We start from the raw sequence: 16,723 nt of genomic DNA, 5'->3' as shown, positions 1-16,723 counted from the left end.
CCGTTGTACCTCGTTTTCGTGCAACGGCAGGCCGAATCCAGTCCGGACCCGAACCGGCCCTACTCTAGAAGAACTCGTCCAATAGCCTGAAGTACGCCAGCCGTTCGCCGTCGATATCGCCGCCGTATTCGACGAGGAAGGCCTCGGCCCAGGCCGCGCCGAGTTCGGCCTCGATGTCCCGCGCGGCCAGGGCCAGGTCCTGGTGGCGGTCGGCGACGCCGAGCCGCCCGCAATCGATGAAGCCGCTGAAGCGCCGCCCCTCCGCCAGCAGATTTGGCAGGCAGGCGTCGCCATGGGCGACCACCAGGTCTTCGACCGCCGGACGCCGGTCGAGCAGCAGGCGGTACAGCTCCGTGGCGCTGCGACCGCGATGGTCGTCGTCGAAGTCCGCCTCGTCCACCAGCCCGGCCTCGACCCGCTGGCGCACGGTGTCCAGGCGCCGTTCCAGGCGATGGTCGAAGGGGCAGGCGGCCGGATCGAGATCGTGCAGCCGGCGCAGGGCGGCGGCCACCAGGCGCACCAGGCGCTCGGGCTCCAGCTCGCCGCGCTGCGCCAGCGCGGACAGCGTGTCCCCCGGCACGGCGCTCATCAGCAGCCATTGCCGGCCGTCGCTCTGGGTTTCGTTCAGCACCTGCGGGCAATCGATGCCGGCACCGTGCAGCCAGCGCAGGCGGGCGATTTCGGCGGGCAGCTCGGCATGTGCGGACAGCACTTCCTGCTTGACGAACAGGGTCGGCCGCCGCTCAGCCTCCAGGCGGTGGACCGTGGCCGCGGAACACCCTTCGCCCTGCCCTCGCCAGCGGTAGCCGGCAAGGTAGTCGGCCCAGGTTGAGGGAGCCTGCGGCATGGAGGTGGCTGCATCATGCATGGAGAAACGCTTCCTGTTCGAGTGGGAGCGCGAGTATACCCGCCCACCCGCTCAGCGACGGGACTCCCCGTCGGCCTGTCGCTGGCGGTAAGCGCTGGGGGTGAGCCCCGCGTAACGCACGAAGAAACGACTGAAGTAGGCCGGGTCCTTGAAGCCGAGCTGGTAGCAGATCTCGTTCACCGAGCCGCCGGTGAACAGCAGCAGGCGCTTGGACTCCTGCATAAGCCGTTCGTACACCAGGCGCTTCGACGGCAGGTCGGCGATGCGCCGGCAGACGTCGTTGAGGCGCGCCTCGGTGACGCCGATGCGGCTGGCGTAGAGCGACAGCGGCCAGTGCTCGGCATAGCGCTCCTCGATCAGCGCGTTGAAGCGCTGGAAGATCTGCAGGTCTTCGTGGCGCATCGGCCGCGCAGCCACCGAATTGGCCGAGAGACGCAGCAGGCTGATCATGACCAGGCGGGTCAGCGCCAGCAGCGTCTGCTGGCGGCCGGGACGGCTGGCCATCGACTCGCTGCGCAACTGCTCGAAGAGCAGCGCCAGGCGCGCCGCCTCCTCGGCCGCGCCGCCCTCCAGGTTGCCCAGCGCCACGCAGGCCGGCGCCACCTGCGGGCCGGGCGCCAGGCCCGGCTCGGCCTCGGTGAGGCTCCACACCAGTTGCTGGCGCACGGTCAGCACATGGCCATCGGCGTCCGCCTCGGTGACGAAGGCGTGCGGCACGGTCGGCGGGGTGAGGAAGAACATCGGCCCCGACTCAAGGTACTGGCGCTCGTCGAGATAGACCCGCACCGCGCCGTTCTTCACGTAGTGCACCTGGAAGAAACGGTCGTGCCGGTGCGCCGGCATGTTACGGCCGAAGAATCCGGCCAGGTTGCCCAGCGCATCGTAGTGCACCTCGGCGTCGGCATAGCGCTGGTCGTAGACCTGCCCAATGTTGATGTTGGGGATCGGCTGGCGCTCTGGCATGGCGATCTTCTCTTTGTTGTTCTTCCCGGCTGCGCACGCAAGCCGTCGCGGGCATCCGTATACCGCAGACGGCGCCTCTTGCCACCTCCCCGGGACGAATGGCGCAGCAACCGGGGTTGACGATCATTAACATGTTAAATATAACGTTAACACATTAACGAGTTTTCGCCAGGACGGCCCCCTCGCCGTTCGCTTATCGCGCCAGGAGACACCACCACAATGAGCCGCGCACTGAATGACGTCGCCGCCGGCACCCTGTTCGGCGTCGCGCTGAACTACAAGGGCCTGCTCGACAGCCGCCTGCCGGAGTTCCAGCAGCCGCCCTACCAGAAGCCGCCAGTGAAGCCGGTGTTGTTCATCAAGACACCGAATACCCGCAACGAGCACGACGCCCCGGTGCTCTTCCCGCGCGGCGTCGAGCGCCTGCAACCGGGCCCGGCGCTGGGCGTGGTGATCGCTCGCGACGCAAGCCGGGTGAATGAGGAAGAGGCCATGGCGCATGTCGCCGGCTACGTGATCGTCAACGAGTTCAGCCTGCCGGAAGACAGCTACTACCGCCCGGCGGTGAAAGCCAAGTGCCGCGACGGCTTCTGCCCGCTCGGTCCACAACTGGTGCCGGCGCAAGAGATCGTCGATCCCCATGCGCTGGAGCTGAAGCTGTACGTCAACGGCGAACTGCGCCAGCGCAACAACACCGCCAACCTGGTGCGCGACATCCCGCGGCTGATCGCCGAGATCAGCGAGTTCATGACCCTGCACGCCGGCGACGTGCTGATCACCGGCACCCCCGAAGGGCGCGTCGACGTGCATCCCGGCGACCGCGTCGAGGTCGAGATCGACGGCCTCGGCCGCCTCGCCAACAGCATCGTCGCGGAATGAGGAACCGACCATGAAACACGCACGCATCCGCTACCAGGGCCGGGTTCACCAGGTCACCGTGGAAGACGCCAACGCCGTCCGCCTGGCCGACGGCACCCTGCTCGCCGAGGACCGGGTGGAGTGGCTGCCGCCGGCCACCGGGAGCATGTTCGCCCTCGGCCTGAACTACGCCGACCATGCCGCCGAACTGTCGTTCAAGGCGCCCAGCGAACCGCTGGCGTTCATCAAGTCGCCGGGCACCTACACCGGCCACCGCCAGGTCAGTTGGCGTCCGGACAACGTCGACTACATGCACTACGAGTGCGAACTGGTGGCGGTGATCGGCAAGCCGGCGCGCAACGTCCGCCGCGAGGACGCCCTCGGCTACCTGGCCGGCTACACGGTGTGCAACGACTACGCGATCCGCGACTACCTGGAGAACTACTACCGGCCCAACCTGCGGGTGAAGAACCGCGACGCCACCACCCCGGTGGGGCCGTGGATCGTCGACGCGGCCGAGGTTCCCGAGCCGAACCGGCTGGTCCTGCGCACCTGGGTCAACGGCGAGCTGCGCCAGGAAGGCAGCACCGCGGACATGATCTTCGACATTCCCTACCTGATCGAATACTTCTCCAGCTTCATGACCCTGCAGCCGGGCGACATGATCGCCACCGGCACCCCGGAAGGCCTGTCCGACGTGGTCCCCGGCGACGAAGTGGTGGTGGAGGTGGAAGGCGTCGGTCGCCTGGTCAACCGAATCGTCAGCGAGGCCGAATTCTTCCGCGCCCGCGCACAGGAGCACGCAGAATGATCAAACACTGGATCAATGGCCGCGAGGTCGAAAGCAAGGACGTCTTCGAGAACTACAACCCGGCCACCGGCGAGCTGATCGGCGAGGTTGCCAGCGGCGGCGCGGCGGAAATCGACGCGGCGGTGGCGGCGGCCCGGGAAGCCTTCCCGAAATGGGCCAATACCCCGGCCAAGGAGCGCGCGCGCCTGATGCGCCGGCTCGGCGAGCTGATCGACCGGAACGTGCCGCACCTGGCGGAACTTGAGACCCTCGACACCGGCCTGCCGATCCACCAGACGAAGAACGTACTGATCCCGCGCGCCTCGCACAACTTCGAGTTCTTCGCCGAAGTCTGCACGCGGATGAACGGGCACAGCTATCCGGTCGACGACCAGATGCTCAACTACACCCTGTACCAGCCGGTGGGCGTCTGCGGCCTGGTCTCGCCGTGGAACGTACCGTTCATGACCGCCACCTGGAAGACCGCGCCGTGCCTGGCGCTGGGCAACACGGCGGTGCTGAAGATGTCCGAGCTGTCGCCGCTGACCGCCAACGAGCTGGGCCGCCTGGTGCACGAGGCGGGCATTCCGCCGGGGGTGTTCAACGTGGTCCAGGGCTACGGCGCCAGCGCCGGCGACGCGCTGGTTCGCCACCGCGACGTGCGCGCGGTGTCCTTCACCGGCGGCACCGCCACCGGGCGACGGATCATGGAGGCGGCCGGGATCAAGAAATACTCGATGGAACTGGGCGGCAAGTCGCCGGTGCTGGTCTTCGAAGACGCCGACCTCGAGCGGGCGCTGGACGCCGCTCTGTTCACCATCTTCTCGCTGAACGGCGAGCGCTGCACCGCCGGCAGTCGCATCTTCGTCCAGGAAAGCGTCTACCCGCAGTTCGTCGCCGAGTTCTCCGCGCGCGCCAGGCGCCTGATCGTCGGCGATCCGCAGGACCCGAAGACCCAGGTCGGCTCGATGATCACCCAGGCCCACTACGACAAGGTCACCGGCTACATCCGCATCGGCCTCGAGGAAGGCGCCACCCTGGTGGCCGGCGGCCTGGAGCGTCCGGCCGGCCTGCCGGCGCACCTGAGCAAGGGGCAGTTCATCCAGCCCACGGTGTTCGCCGACGTGGACAACCGCATGCGCATCGCCCAGGAGGAGATCTTCGGCCCGGTGGTCTGCCTGATCCCGTTCAAGGACGAAGCCGAGGCGCTGCGCCTGGCCAACGACGTGGAATACGGCCTGGCCTCCTACATCTGGACCCAGGACATCGGCAAGGCCCATCGCCTGGCACGCGGCATCGAGGCCGGGATGGTCTTCATCAACAGCCAGAACGTGCGCGACCTGCGCCAGCCGTTCGGCGGGGTGAAGGCCTCGGGCACCGGACGCGAAGGCGGGGAATACAGCTTCGAGGTATTCGCCGAGATCAAGAACGTGTGTATATCCATGGGCAGCCATCACATCCCCCGCTGGGGCGTGTAGGGCGCGCTCGTGCAGAGCGGCCGCCCGAGGCCGCCAGCAGCGCCGGCGTGCAGACACAATCAGAAGAATCCGGGCCAGCCGCCAACGGCCGCGCCCGCTGCCAGGCCCAACGGGCCACCAGGAGAATCGTCATGGGCAAAGTCGCTCTGGCTGCCAAGATCACCCACGTACCCTCGCTGTACCTGTCCGAGCTGCCCGGCCCGCGCCACGGCTGCCGCCAGCCGGCGATCGACGGGCACCGCGAGATCGGCCGGCGCTGCCGCGAACTGGGGGTCGACACCATCGTGGTGTTCGACACCCACTGGCTGGTCAACGCCGGCTACCACATCAACTGCGCGCCGCACTTCGAGGGGCTCTACACCAGCAACGAGTTGCCGCACTTCATCGCCAACATGGAGTACGGCTTCCCCGGCAACCCGGAGCTGGGCCGCATCCTCGCCGAGGGCTGCAACGCGCTCGGCGTGGAGACCCTGGCCCACGACGCCACCACCCTCGGCCCGGAGTACGGCACCCTGGTACCGATGCGCTACATGAACCAGGACCGCCACTTCAAGGTGGTCTCGGTCTCCGCCCTGTGCACCGTGCATTACCTGAACGACAGCGCGCGCCTGGGCTGGGCCATGCGCAAGGCGGTGGAAGAGCACTACGACGGCACGGTGGCGTTCCTCGCCAGCGGCTCGCTGTCCCACCGCTTCGCCCAGAACGGCCAGGCGCCGGACTTCTCCGACCGCATCTGGAGCCCGTTCCTCGAGGTTCTCGATCATGAAGTCGTGCAGATGTGGCAGGAGGGCCGCTGGGCCGAGTTCTGCGGGATGCTCCCCGAGTACGCCTCCAAGGGCCATGGCGAAGGCTTCATGCACGACACCGCGATGCTCCTCGGCGCCCTCGGCTGGTCGGCCTACGACGGCAAGGCGGAGGTCGTGACGCCCTACTTCGGCTCCTCCGGCACCGGGCAGATCAACGCGGTATTCCCGGTCACCGCCCAGGACGGCTCGGCGATCCCCGCCGCCCAGGCCGGCAACCCGGCCGGCGCCAGTTGCGCCAGCCGCCTCTGAGGACGCCACCATGCCGCACTTCATCGCCGAATACACCGACAACATCGAAGCCGAAGCCGACCTGCCCGGCCTGTTCGAGAAGGTCCACGCCTGCCTCGGCGCCAGCGGCGTTTTCCCGCTCGGCGGCATCCGCAGCCGCGGCGTGCGCCTGGACACCTGGCGCATGGCCGACGGCAGGCACGACTACGCCTTCGTCCACATGACCCTGAAAGTCGGCGCCGGTCGCGACCTGGAGACTCGCCGGCAAGTCGCCGAGGCACTTTTCGAGGTGATCACCGCGCACTTCGCCGAGCTCCAGGCGCGACGCCTGCTGGCGCTGTCCTTCGAACTCACCGAACTGGACGCGGAGCTGAACTACAAGCGCAACAACGTGCATGAATTCCTGAACAACCCGGCGGACTGACCAGCCCGCCATAACGCTGCACTCACCCAGCTCGCCTCCCGGCCACCGACAGGTCGCCGGGACGTCCGGGCGCTCACAAAAAGTACAAGATCATGAGCACAGCCAGCACCCTGAACAGCACCACCCTGCCTCTCAGCGACAGCACCCACGACCGCGTCACCTGGCGGCTGATGCCGCTGCTGCTGGTGTGCTACGTCTTCGCCCATCTGGACCGCATCAACATCGGTTTCGCCAAGTTGCAGATGAGCGCCGACCTGCACTTCAGCGACACCGTCTACGGTCTCGGCGCCGGGCTGTTCTTCATCGCCTATGCGCTGTTCGGCCTGCCCAGCAACCTGATGCTGGAACGGATCGGCCCGCGCCGCTGGATCGCCTGCCTGATGCTGGTCTGGGGCTGTCTCTCCACCGCCATGCTGCTGGTGGAGACCGCGCGCGGCTTCTACCTGCTGCGCTTTCTCCTGGGGGTCGCCGAGGCCGGCTTCTTCCCCGGTATCCTGGTCTACCTGAACCGTTGGTTCCCGGCGCGCCGACGCGGGCAGATCACCGCTCTGTTCGCCATCGCCGTGCCCATGGCCGGGGTGATCGGCGGACCGCTTTCGGGCTGGATCCTAGAAGGCTTCCATGATGCCCTCGGACTGCGCGGCTGGCAGTGGATGTTCCTGATCGAAGGCCTGCCGGTTGTGTTGCTCGGCGTGGTGGTCTGGTGCTCGCTGCCGGAAAGCTTCGAACGGGTGACGTGGCTCAGCGACGAACAGAAGCACCTGCTGCGCGAGGAACTGGCCGGCGAGGAGCAGCGCAAGACCATCACCTCCTTCTCCGGCATCTTCAGCAATCCGCAGGTGTGGCTGCTGGTGGCGATCTATTTCGCGGTGATGCTGGCGGTGAACACCATCGCGTTCTGGATGCCGAGCCTGATCCATGGCGCCGGCATCGCCCAGGACAGCCGCATCGGCATGCTCAGCGCGGTGCCCTATCTCGCCGGCTGCGCCTTCATGATCTTCATCGGCCGTTCCTCCGACCGCCTGCGCGAGCGCCGCTGGCACCTGGGCATTCCGTTGCTGATGGCCGCCGCCGGGCTCAGCCTGGCGGCCCTGGCGCCGACCAGCGCCTGGCTGGTGATGGGCGGCCTGGTGATCGCCGGGATGGGCGCCAGCGCCGCCCTGCCGATGTTCTGGCAACTGCCGCCGGCCTTCCTTTCCAGCGCCACCCTGGCCGCCGGAATCGCCCTGATCAGTTCCTTCGGCAGCATCGCCGCCTTCCTCGCGCCCTACCTGATCGGCTGGATGCGCGACACCACCCAGAGCGCCAGCCTGGCCCTGTACCTGCTGGCCATCCTCATCGCCCTCGGCGCCGGCCTGGTCCTGCGGACCCCCGCCGCCGTGGTCAACCCACGCTGAACCGAGAGACCCCGACCATGCTCGATCCCCGTCTGATCCAGGAAGCCGCCAACCGCCTCGACGCCGCCGAACGCTCGCGCCAGCAGGTAAGGCAGTTCTCCCTCGACTACCCGGACATCGCCATCGAGGACGCCTACGCCATCCAGCGCGCCTGGGTCGAGCGCAAGATCGCCGACGGGCGCGTGCTCAAGGGCCACAAGATCGGCCTGACCTCGCGCGCCATGCAGGTCTCGTCGAACATCAGCGAGCCGGACTACGGCGCCTTGCTCGACGACATGTTCTTCGAGGAGGGCAGCGACATCCCCTTCCAGCGCTTCATCGTGCCGCGGGTCGAGGTGGAGCTGGCGTTCATCCTCGGCAAGCCGCTGAAGGGACCGGGCTGCACCCTGTTCGACGTGCTCGAGGCCACCGAGTGGGTGATCCCGGCGCTGGAAATCATCGATGCGCGCATCCAGCAGGTCGACCCGCAAACGAAAGTCACGCGCAAGGTCTTCGACACCATCTCCGACAACGCCGCCAACGCCGGCGTGGTGATGGGCGGCCGGGCCGTGCGGCCAGGCGATATCGACCTGCGGCGGGTACCGGCGATCCTCTACCGCAATGGCGTGATCGAGGAGTCTGGCGTCTCCGCCGCGGTGCTCAACCACCCGGCCAAGGGCGTCGCCTGGCTGGCCAACAAGCTGGCGCCCTACGGCGTCTGCCTGGAGGCCGGCCAGGTGATCCTCGGCGGCTCCTTCACCCGCCCGGTGGCGGCCGCGCCGGGGGACACCTTCCACGTCGACTACGACCTGCTCGGCAGCATCTCCTGCCGTTTCGTCTGAGGAGGCATTTCCATGGACCTGCCCGTCAATCGCTTCAAGCAACGCCTGCGCAGCGGCGAGGCGCAGATCGGCCTGTGGCTCGGCCTGGCCGATCCCTACTGCGCGGAGCTGGCCGCCAACGCCGGCTTCGACTGGCTGCTGCTGGACGGCGAGCACGCGCCCAACGACCTGCGCAGCCTGCTCGGCCAGTTGCAGGCGCTGGCGCCCTACCCCGGCCAGCCGGTGATCCGCCCGGTGCAGGGCGACACTGCGCTGATCAAGCAATTGCTCGACATCGGCGCGCAGACCCTGCTGGTACCGATGGTCGACAGCGCCGCCCAGGCCGAAGGGCTGGTGCGCGCCGTGCGCTATCCGCCGGCGGGCGTACGCGGGGTCGGCAGTGCGCTGGCCCGGGCCTCGCGCTGGAACAGCGTGGCGGAGTACCTGAACCACGCCGACGAGCAGATGTGCCTGCTGGTCCAGGTGGAAAACCTGGAGGGCCTGGCCAACCTCGACGCGATCGCCGCCGTCGAGGGCGTCGACGGCGTGTTCATCGGTCCGGCCGACCTCAGCGCAGCCATGGGCCATCGCGGCAATCCAGGCCATCCCGAGGTGCAGGCGGCCATAGAGGACGCCATCCACCGCATCCGCACGGCCGGCAAGGCCGCCGGCATCCTCTCCGCCGACGAGACACTGGCGCGGCGCTACCTGGAGCTGGGCTGCGCGTTCGTCGCGGTGGGCGTGGACACCAGCCTGCTGATGCGTTCGCTGCGCGAGCTGGCGGGGCGCTTCAAGGGCGGCGCGCCGGCGCCGTCCGCCAGTTCCTCGGTCTACGGCTGAGGGGTGCGCCCCGCTCCCGCTGCGGGAGAGGGGCCAGGTCGGCGTTGCGGCAGGTATCGGCGTCGGTCCGGGGGCGTATGCCTAGCGTCGGCGGAACAACGGTCGCGGCTCGATCGCCGAGCGGCCGTAGAGCACGCTCAAGCCCGCCAGCCCCTTGAGCGCATCCTCGACGTTCTTGTCCTCGCGCACCGCGAAGGCATCGAAGCCGCACTGGCGCATATGGCTGAGCTGGTCGCGCAACACGTCGCCCACTGCGCGCAACTCGCCGCTCCACCCCAGGCGCACGCGCAGCAGGTAGGCCAGGCTGTAGCCACGACCGTCGCGGAAGCTGGGGAAGTCGACGGCGATCAGCGGCAGCTCGGCGAAGTGCGGCAGCAAGGCCTCCACCTCATCGTCCGGCGCCAGCCAGGGCGCGGCGGCTCCGGCCTCGCCGCGGCGCTCCAGCCAGGCCGCCAGAGGCAGCAGCAACGGCCCCGGCGGCAGCGCGTCGGGCAACTCGCGCAGGAGTTGCCAGGGATCGTCGCGGCAGACCTCGGCGACGCCATCGCGCAAACGGATCAGGTTGTTCATGCCGGTTCCTCCATCCTGGCGTAGACCCGGGCCTTGAACGGCTCCAGGCCGACCCGGTTGAAGGTGTCGATGAAACGTTCCGGGCCGACCCGCAGGTCGGTGAAGGTTTCGACGATCCGTTCGATCACCGCCGGCACCTCGGCAGCGCTGAACGATGGCCCGATCACCTTGCCCAGCGCGCTGTCCTTGCCCTGGGCGCCGCCGAGGGTGACCTGGTACCACTCGCTGCCGTTCTTGTCGACGCCGAGGATGCCGATGTTGCCGATGTGGTGGTGGCCGCAGGCGTTCATGCAGCCGGAGATGTTCAGGCTAAGCTCGCCGATGTCGTGCAGGTGGTCGAGGTCCTCGAAGCGCTGCTGGATACCCTGGGCGATGGGGATCGACTTGGCGTTGGCCAGCGCGCAGTAGTCGCCGCCGGGACAGGCGATGATGTCGCTGAGCAGGCCTTGGTTAGGCGTGCCGAGGCCGGCTGCGCAGGCCTCGCGCCACAGCGCGTGGAGGTTCTCCAGGCGCACGTCGGGGAGCACCAGGTTCTGTTCGTGGGCCACACGGATCTCGCCGAAACCGTAGCGCTCGGCCCAGTCGGCGACACGTTCCATCTGCTCCGCGGTGACGTCGCCCGGCGGCGCGCTGGCGCCGGGCTTGGTCGACAGCACCACCGAGGCGTAGCCCGGCACCTTGTGCGCCTGGACGTTGCGCGAGGCCCAGCGGGCGAAGGCCGGATCGGCCGCACGGGCGCTGCCGTAGGCCAGCTCGCCGCCGGCCGGCGGCAGGTAGCGCGGCAATACGAAGCGCTCGGCGACCCGCTGGCACTCCTCGGCAGTCAGTTGCGCCGGGCCGTCGCGCAGGTGCTGCCACTCTTCCTCCACCTCGCGGGCGAAAGCCTCGATGCCCAGCGCCTTGACCAGGATCTTGATCCGCGCCTTGTACTTGTTGTCGCGCCGGCCGTAGCGGTTGTAGACCCGCAGGATCGCCTCGACGTAGGACAACAGGTGCTGCCAGGGCAGGTCGTCGCGGATCACCTGGCCGAGCATCGGCGTGCGTCCCAGGCCGCCGCCGACCAGGACCCGCAGGCGCAACTCGCCGGCGTCGGGGTGGCGGTAAAGGTACAGGCCGATGTCGTGCATCTGCACCGCGGCGCGGTCTTCCACCGCCGAACTGAGGGCGATCTTGAACTTGCGCGGGAGGAACAGGAACTCCGGGTTCACCGTCGACCACTGGCGCAGGATCTCGGCCAGCGGCCGGGGGTCGGTCCATTCGTCCGCGGCGACCCCGGCGAAGGCTTCGGTGGTGATGTTGCGCACGCAGTTGCCGGAGGTCTGGATCGCATGCATCTGCGCGCCGGCGAGGTGTTCGAGGATATCGCCGACCTGCTCCAGTTCGATCCAGTTGAACTGGATGTTCTGCCGCGTGGTGAAGTGCCCGTAGCCGCGGTCGTAGTGCCGGGCGACGTGCGCCAAGGCGCGCAGTTGCGGCGACGAGAGGGTGCCGTAGGGAATCGCCACGCGCAGCATGTAGGCGTGCTTCTGCAGGTACAGGCCGTTCTGCAGGCGCAGCGGGAGGAACTCCTCCTCGCTCAGTTCGCCGTCGAGGCGGCGGGCGATCTGGTCGCGGAACTGCGCCACCCGCTCGCTCACCAGCGCCTGGTCGTATTCGTCGTACTGGTACATCGCAAAGCCCTCATCGACAGGGTTTCTCCACCGATGACGGGCAGGGTGCGTGGCGAAGAAACCGGGGACCGGCTGCGCCCCTGTTTCTGGCGACAGGATGGGCCGGTGTTCACTGGCACCCACTATCGCCCGCGTACAGACAGCGAAACAGCGGCAGATTCCGCCGAAAAAAACACATCAGATGGCCGACGGCGGCGAATTCGTGCCGCCTGCGACCGGTTGCCACGGGGCGCATATCTGTACTGCCCGAGGTCGCCCGGCAACCCGCGGCAATGCTGGGCCGCTGCTTTCCGGAGGCATCTGATACGGTTTTTCCCGCTCGATCTGCCGCTGTTTCGCCCATCAGCCGGTTCCTATAGTCGCAACCGCCTCTCCAGCCTGATGGGCCTACGAAAAATGAGCGAAAGAATTCCCGCGATCCAGGTCGAGCCCGCCGCACCGGCCGCTCCGTCGAAACAGCCGCCCGCGCCCGGCAAGCTGCCGTCGGCGGTGAACGGCCCGATCTACACCCGCAGCTTCACCGGTCTGTTCCGCAACTTCCGCCGCCTCGGCGGCGGCCTGCTGTTCCTGCTGTTCTTCGGCACCCTGTGGCTGAACTGGAACGGCCGCCAGGCGGTGCTCTGGGACCTGCCCGAACGCAAGTTCTACATTTTCGGCGCGACCTTCTGGCCGCAGGACTTCATCCTGCTCTCGGCGCTGCTGATCATCGCCGCCTTCGGCCTGTTCTTCATCACCGTGTTCGCCGGCCGCGTCTGGTGCGGCTATACCTGCCCGCAGAGCGTGTGGACCTGGGTGTTCATGTGGTGCGAGAAGGTCACCGAGGGCGACCGCAATGCGCGGATCAAGCTCGACCAGGGTCCGGCGAGCGCCGCCAAGCTCTTGCGCAAAACGGCCAAGCACGCGCTGTGGCTGGGTGTGAGCCTGGTCACGGCGATCACCTTCATCGGCTACTTCACTCCGGTGCGGCCGCTGGTGGCCGACCTGTTCAGCTTCCAGCTGGACCTGGAAAGCCTGTTCTGGGTGCTGTTCTTCACCGCCGCCACCTATGTCAACGCCGGCTGGCTGCGCGAGCAGGTGTGCATCCACATGTGCCCCTACTCGCGCTTCCAGAGCGTGATGTTCGACAAGGACACCCTGATCGTGTCCTACGATGCCGCCCGCGGCGAGTCCCGCGGCGCCCGCAAGAAAGGCAGCGATCCGCGCGCCCAGGGGCTCGGCGACTGCATCGACTGCCAGCAGTGCGTGCAGGTCTGCCCCACCGGCATCGACATCCGCGACGGCCTGCAGATCGCCTGCATCGGCTGCGCCGCCTGCGTCGACGCCTGCGACTCGATCATGGACAAGATGGGCTATGAACGCGGCCTGGTGCGCTACACCTCGGAACGCGCCCTGGAAGGTGGCCAGACCCGCTTCCTGCGTCCACGCCTGGTCGGCTACGCGGCGGTGATGCTGGCGATGATCGGCGCCTTCGTCGTCGCCCTGGATGCCCGCCCGCTGGCCTCGCTGGACGTGACCCGCGACCGTGGGCTGTTCCGCGAGAACGCCGCCGGGCAGATCGAGAACATCTACACCCTCAAGGTCATCAACAAGACCCAGCAGCCGCAGCGCTATCGCCTGCAACTCGACGACGCGCCGGAGTTCCGCCTGCAGGGCGAGCACACCCTGAGCCTGAAGCCCGGCGAGATCCTCGACTTCCCGGTGTCGGTGGCCTCTACCGCCGAACGCGCCAGGGCCGGCTCGCAACCGCTGGCGTTCAGCCTGCGCGGCATCGACGACCCGAGCCTGGCGGTCGGCAGCACCAGCACCTTCGTTTCGCCGGCGCGCTGAGGAGGCCGCGATGAGGCATGACAACACGGTCCCGGCGCGCATAGAGTGGGCGCCAGCGGCCGTGCCCACGGCCAGCCAGGACAGCGGCCAGGACAAGATGAAGCGCTACGAGAAATTCGCCGACGAGATTGCCGAGCTGATCCGCACCGGCGTCCTCGCCCCCGGGCAGAAGGTGCCCTCGGTACGGCACGCCAGTCGTACCTACGGGGTCAGCGCTTCCACCGTGTTCCAGGCCTACTACCTGCTGGAAAGCCGTGGGCTGATCATGGCCCGCGCACGCTCCGGCTACTTCGTCTGCCAGCACGTGCAGCGGCCGCTGCCGGAACCGGAGATCAGCCCGCGCCAGGCCGACGCCACCGAGGTCGACGTCAGCGAGCTGGTGTTCTCCGTACTCAGTTCGATCAAGGACCCGGACACCGTGCCCTTCGGCTCGGCGTTCCCCAGCCCGCAACTGTTTCCCCTGCCGCGCCTGGCGCGCTCGATGGCCCACGCGGTGCGCGACATGGACCCGCAGTCGGTGGTCGCCGACATGACGCCGGGCAACCATGGCCTGCGCCGGCAGATCGCCCTGCGCTACATGGTCGGCGGCCTGCTGCTGCCGGTGGAAGAACTGGTCATCAGCAACGGCGCGCTGGAGGCACTCAACCTCTGCCTGCAGGTGGTCACCCGTCCCGGCGACCTGGTGGCCATCGAGGCGCCGGCGTTCTACGCCACCCTGCAGGTGCTGGAACGGTTGAAGCTGAAGGCGGTGGAAATCCCCGTGCATCCGCGCGAAGGCATCGACCTGGAAGTGCTCGCCGACAGCCTGGAGCGCCTGCCGATCAAGGCCTGCTGGTTCATGAGCAACTTCCAGAACCCGATGGGCGCGAGCATGGACGACGAGAAGAAACGCGCCCTCGCCGAGCTGCTGGCGCGCCACCAGGTGCCGATGATCGAGGATGACGTCTACGCCGAGCTGTACTTCGGCCAGCAGGCGCCGAAACCGGTCAAGGCCTACGACCAGGAAGGCCTGGTGATGCACTGCAGTTCCTTCTCCAAGAGCCTGGCGCCGGGCTACCGGGTCGGCTGGGTGGCCGGCGGACGCTACGCCGAGCAGATCGAGCGACTGAAGCTGATGACCAGCCTGTCGGCGTCGATCCCGGCCCAGGCGGCCATCGCCGACTATCTCCAGCACGGCGGCTACGACCGCCACCTGCGCAAGCTGCGCTACGCCCTGGAGACCCAGCAGAACGCCATGCTCGCGGCGGTGGCGCGTTACTTCCCCGAGCAGACCCGGGTCAGCCGTCCCAGCGGCGGCTACTTCCTCTGGCTGGAGTTGCCCGAGGCGGTCGACTCGCTGCGCCTGTTCCAACTGGCCCTGGCCCAGGGCATCAGCCTCGCCCCGGGGCCGATCTTCTCCGCCACCCGCCGCTTCGCCCATTGCGCCCGGCTCAACTACGGGCACCCGTGGAGCGCGCGGCAGGAGAAGGCGATGGAGACACTCGGGCGGATCGCCCAGTCGCTGGCGGGATGACGCCCCGCAGACGGAAAGCCACCCCGGCGTAGGGCGGATAACCGCGCGCGGTCATCCGCCATGATCGGCTCGCGTCCCCCATCCCGGTATGCGCCGCCGCCCTGCACGAACGCCTTCCCCCGCCCCATCTGATACCCAAATTCCATATCGACCTGAAGCTGTTTTACCCCCGCCCCAGCCCTTAGATTGCAGGCTCCGGCCGGCGCCCCGTCTCCCCCCTCGACGGCGGTCGCCGGCTGTTCATTTCTTTCGGGACTGTACAGATGAACAAAGCAACGACGGAACCTGCCTACAACTACAAGGTGGTTCGCCAGTTCGCCATCATGACCGTGGTATGGGGCGTGATCGGCATGGGGTTGGGCGTACTGATCGCCTCGCAACTGGTCTGGCCCCAGATGAACTTCGACCTGCCCTGGACCAGCTTCGGCCGCCTGCGGCCGCTGCATACCAACCTGGTGATCTTCGCCTTCGGCGGCTGCGCGCTGTTCGCCACCAGCTACTACACGGTGCAGCGTACCTGCCAGGTGCGACTGTTCTCCGACACCCTGGCCGCCTTCACCTTCTGGGGCTGGCAGGCGGTGGCGGTGATCCTGCTGGTCAGCCTGCCGCTGGGCAACACCACCACCAAGGAATACGCCGAGATCGAGTTCACCGGCGCGATCTGGCTGGCGATCGTCTGGGTCGCCTACGCGGTGGTGTTCTTCGGCACCCTGATCAAGCGCAAGGTCAAGCACATCTATGTCGGCAACTGGTTCTTCGGCTCGTTCATCCTGACCACCGCGATGCTGCACATCGTCAACCACATGTCGCTGCCGGTGAGCTGGTTCAAGTCCTACTCGATGTACTCCGGCGCCACCGATGCCATGGTCCAGTGGTGGTACGGGCACAACGCCGTAGGCTTCTTCCTGACCACCGGCTTCCTCGGCATGATGTACTACTTCGTGCCCAAGCAAGCCGGGCGCCCGGTCTACTCCTACCGGCTGTCCATCGTCCACTTCTGGGCGCTGATCACCCTGTACATCTGGGCCGGCCCGCACCACCTGCACTACACCGCGCTGCCGGACTGGGCGCAGTCGCTGGGCATGGTGATGTCGCTGATCCTCCTGGCGCCGAGCTGGGGCGGCATGATCAACGGCATGATGACCCTCTCCGGGGCCTGGCATAAGCTGCGCGACGACCCGATCCTGCGCTTCCTGGTGGTGTCCCTGGCGTTCTACGGCATGTCCACCTTCGAAGGCCCGATGATGGCGATCAAGACCGTCAACGCCCTCTCCCACTACACCGACTGGACCATCGGCCACGTCCACGCCGGCGCCCTCGGCTGGGTCGCGATGATCACCATCGGCTCGCTCTACCACCTGATTCCCAAGGTCTACGGGGTCGAGAAGATGCACAGCGTCGGCCTGATCAATGCGCACTTCTGGCTGGCCACCATCGGCACCGTGCTGTACATCGCCTCGCTGTGGGTCAACGGCATTACCCAGGGCCTGATGTGGCGCGCGGTCAACGAGGACGGCACGCTGACCTACTCCTTCGTCGAGTCGCTGGTGGCCAGCCATCCGGGCTTCATCGTGCGCCTGGTCGGTGGCGGGTTCTTCCTCACCGGCATGCTGCTGATGAGCTACAACACCTGGCGCACGGTACGCCAGGCGCGCCCGGAAGGAATCCTCGCGGCGGCCCGCATGGCCTGA

At 67.7% G+C, this 16,723-nt stretch carries 15 protein-coding genes; 11 read left to right on the top strand and 4 right to left on the bottom strand.

All coding sequences use genetic code 11. The annotated features are described in order from the left end of the window. Positions 1-64 precede the first annotated feature (64 nt). Together AT700_RS04115 and hpaA are read right to left on the bottom strand one after the other, a co-directional pair. Positions 65-868: an APH(3')-II family aminoglycoside O-phosphotransferase gene (locus AT700_RS04115; protein ID WP_003137562.1), complete on the bottom strand. Its 804-nt coding sequence runs from the start codon at positions 866-868 to the stop codon at positions 65-67. A 51-nt stretch (positions 869-919) separates the two neighbouring features. Beyond that, positions 920-1,831: a 4-hydroxyphenylacetate catabolism regulatory protein HpaA gene (gene hpaA / locus AT700_RS04110; RefSeq protein ID WP_003093443.1), complete on the bottom strand. Its 912-nt coding sequence runs from the start codon at positions 1,829-1,831 to the stop codon at positions 920-922. 219 nt (positions 1,832-2,050) lie between these two features. Between hpaA and AT700_RS04105 the strand changes: the two genes are divergently transcribed. The 8 genes from AT700_RS04105 (at position 2,051) to hpaI (ending at position 9,452) form a co-directional block, all read left to right on the top strand. Further along, positions 2,051-2,710: a fumarylacetoacetate hydrolase family protein gene (locus tag AT700_RS04105; protein WP_031630454.1), complete on the top strand. Its 660-nt coding sequence runs from the start codon at positions 2,051-2,053 to the stop codon at positions 2,708-2,710. Between the two features lie 10 nt (positions 2,711-2,720). Beyond that, entirely contained in the window at positions 2,721-3,500 is a 780-nt protein-coding gene (locus AT700_RS04100; RefSeq protein ID WP_003101268.1) for a fumarylacetoacetate hydrolase family protein, read from the top strand. Next, positions 3,497-4,957, top strand: a complete 1,461-nt coding sequence (gene hpaE / locus AT700_RS04095) for a 5-carboxymethyl-2-hydroxymuconate semialdehyde dehydrogenase (RefSeq protein WP_019396595.1) — start codon at positions 3,497-3,499, stop codon at positions 4,955-4,957. The genes AT700_RS04100 and hpaE overlap by 4 nt, the downstream gene beginning before the upstream one ends. Before the next feature lie 131 nt (positions 4,958-5,088). Further along, a complete protein-coding gene (gene hpaD / locus AT700_RS04090; RefSeq protein WP_003093449.1) occupies positions 5,089-6,012 on the top strand; it encodes a 3,4-dihydroxyphenylacetate 2,3-dioxygenase in 924 nt (307 codons plus the stop codon). Between the two features lie 10 nt (positions 6,013-6,022). Then, positions 6,023-6,415, top strand: coding sequence for a 5-carboxymethyl-2-hydroxymuconate Delta-isomerase (locus AT700_RS04085; RefSeq protein WP_003101265.1), 393 nt, complete (start codon positions 6,023-6,025; stop codon positions 6,413-6,415). Positions 6,416-6,507: 92 nt separating this feature from the next. Beyond that, complete coding sequence (locus tag AT700_RS04080) at positions 6,508-7,812, top strand: MFS transporter (protein ID WP_003101263.1); 1,305 nt, start codon at positions 6,508-6,510, stop codon at positions 7,810-7,812. Between the two features lie 17 nt (positions 7,813-7,829). Next, positions 7,830-8,633 carry a 2-oxo-hept-4-ene-1,7-dioate hydratase gene (hpaH, locus tag AT700_RS04075; protein ID WP_003101261.1) on the top strand — a complete coding sequence of 268 codons (804 nt, stop codon included), beginning with the start codon at positions 7,830-7,832 and terminating at the stop codon, positions 8,631-8,633. Positions 8,634-8,645: 12 nt separating this feature from the next. Then, positions 8,646-9,452, top strand: coding sequence for a 4-hydroxy-2-oxoheptanedioate aldolase (hpaI, locus tag AT700_RS04070; RefSeq protein WP_003113007.1), 807 nt, complete (start codon positions 8,646-8,648; stop codon positions 9,450-9,452). Between the two features lie 81 nt (positions 9,453-9,533). Here the strand turns inward: hpaI and AT700_RS04065 are convergent, their stop codons facing one another. After that, positions 9,534-10,022 carry a DUF934 domain-containing protein gene (locus AT700_RS04065; protein WP_003093457.1) on the bottom strand — a complete coding sequence of 163 codons (489 nt, stop codon included), beginning with the start codon at positions 10,020-10,022 and terminating at the stop codon, positions 9,534-9,536. After that, positions 10,019-11,692, bottom strand: coding sequence for a nitrite/sulfite reductase (locus tag AT700_RS04060; protein ID WP_003101256.1), 1,674 nt, complete (start codon positions 11,690-11,692; stop codon positions 10,019-10,021). The genes AT700_RS04065 and AT700_RS04060 overlap by 4 nt, the downstream gene beginning before the upstream one ends. A gap of 105 nt (positions 11,693-11,797) precedes the next feature. On the opposite strand from AT700_RS04060, the gene ccoG reads away from it, so the two are divergent. The 3 genes from ccoG to ccoN all read left to right on the top strand — a co-directional run bounded on the left by ccoG (position 11,798) and on the right by ccoN (position 16,723). Continuing rightward, positions 11,798-13,519, top strand: coding sequence for a cytochrome c oxidase accessory protein CcoG (gene ccoG / locus AT700_RS04055; RefSeq protein WP_003137552.1), 1,722 nt, complete (start codon positions 11,798-11,800; stop codon positions 13,517-13,519). A gap of 97 nt (positions 13,520-13,616) precedes the next feature. After that, positions 13,617-15,032, top strand: a complete 1,416-nt coding sequence (gene mapR / locus AT700_RS04050) for a GntR family transcriptional regulator MpaR (protein WP_003101248.1) — start codon at positions 13,617-13,619, stop codon at positions 15,030-15,032. A gap of 263 nt (positions 15,033-15,295) precedes the next feature. Then, positions 15,296-16,723 carry a cytochrome-c oxidase, cbb3-type subunit I gene (gene ccoN, locus AT700_RS04045; RefSeq protein ID WP_003093467.1) on the top strand — a complete coding sequence of 476 codons (1,428 nt, stop codon included), beginning with the start codon at positions 15,296-15,298 and terminating at the stop codon, positions 16,721-16,723.

Origin of the sequence: Pseudomonas aeruginosa (assembly GCF_001457615.1) — a bacterium.
Taxonomy (GTDB): Bacteria; Pseudomonadota; Gammaproteobacteria; order Pseudomonadales; family Pseudomonadaceae; genus Pseudomonas; species Pseudomonas aeruginosa.
This window is presented reverse-complemented; position numbering and strand designations above follow the sequence as displayed.

Coding starts and splice junctions, on each gene's coding strand:
- AT700_RS04115 (WP_003137562.1), bottom strand. CDS start 868: ATGCATGATGCAGCCACCTCCATGCCGCAGGCTCCCTCAACCTGGGCC.
- hpaA (WP_003093443.1), bottom strand. CDS start 1,831: ATGCCAGAGCGCCAGCCGATCCCCAACATCAACATTGGGCAGGTCTAC.
- AT700_RS04105 (WP_031630454.1), top strand. CDS start 2,051: ATGAGCCGCGCACTGAATGACGTCGCCGCCGGCACCCTGTTCGGCGTC.
- AT700_RS04100 (WP_003101268.1), top strand. CDS start 2,721: ATGAAACACGCACGCATCCGCTACCAGGGCCGGGTTCACCAGGTCACC.
- hpaE (WP_019396595.1), top strand. CDS start 3,497: ATGATCAAACACTGGATCAATGGCCGCGAGGTCGAAAGCAAGGACGTC.
- hpaD (WP_003093449.1), top strand. CDS start 5,089: ATGGGCAAAGTCGCTCTGGCTGCCAAGATCACCCACGTACCCTCGCTG.
- AT700_RS04085 (WP_003101265.1), top strand. CDS start 6,023: ATGCCGCACTTCATCGCCGAATACACCGACAACATCGAAGCCGAAGCC.
- AT700_RS04080 (WP_003101263.1), top strand. CDS start 6,508: ATGAGCACAGCCAGCACCCTGAACAGCACCACCCTGCCTCTCAGCGAC.
- hpaH (WP_003101261.1), top strand. CDS start 7,830: ATGCTCGATCCCCGTCTGATCCAGGAAGCCGCCAACCGCCTCGACGCC.
- hpaI (WP_003113007.1), top strand. CDS start 8,646: ATGGACCTGCCCGTCAATCGCTTCAAGCAACGCCTGCGCAGCGGCGAG.
- AT700_RS04065 (WP_003093457.1), bottom strand. CDS start 10,022: ATGAACAACCTGATCCGTTTGCGCGATGGCGTCGCCGAGGTCTGCCGC.
- AT700_RS04060 (WP_003101256.1), bottom strand. CDS start 11,692: ATGTACCAGTACGACGAATACGACCAGGCGCTGGTGAGCGAGCGGGTG.
- mapR (WP_003101248.1), top strand. CDS start 13,617: ATGAAGCGCTACGAGAAATTCGCCGACGAGATTGCCGAGCTGATCCGC.
- ccoN (WP_003093467.1), top strand. CDS start 15,296: ATGAACAAAGCAACGACGGAACCTGCCTACAACTACAAGGTGGTTCGC.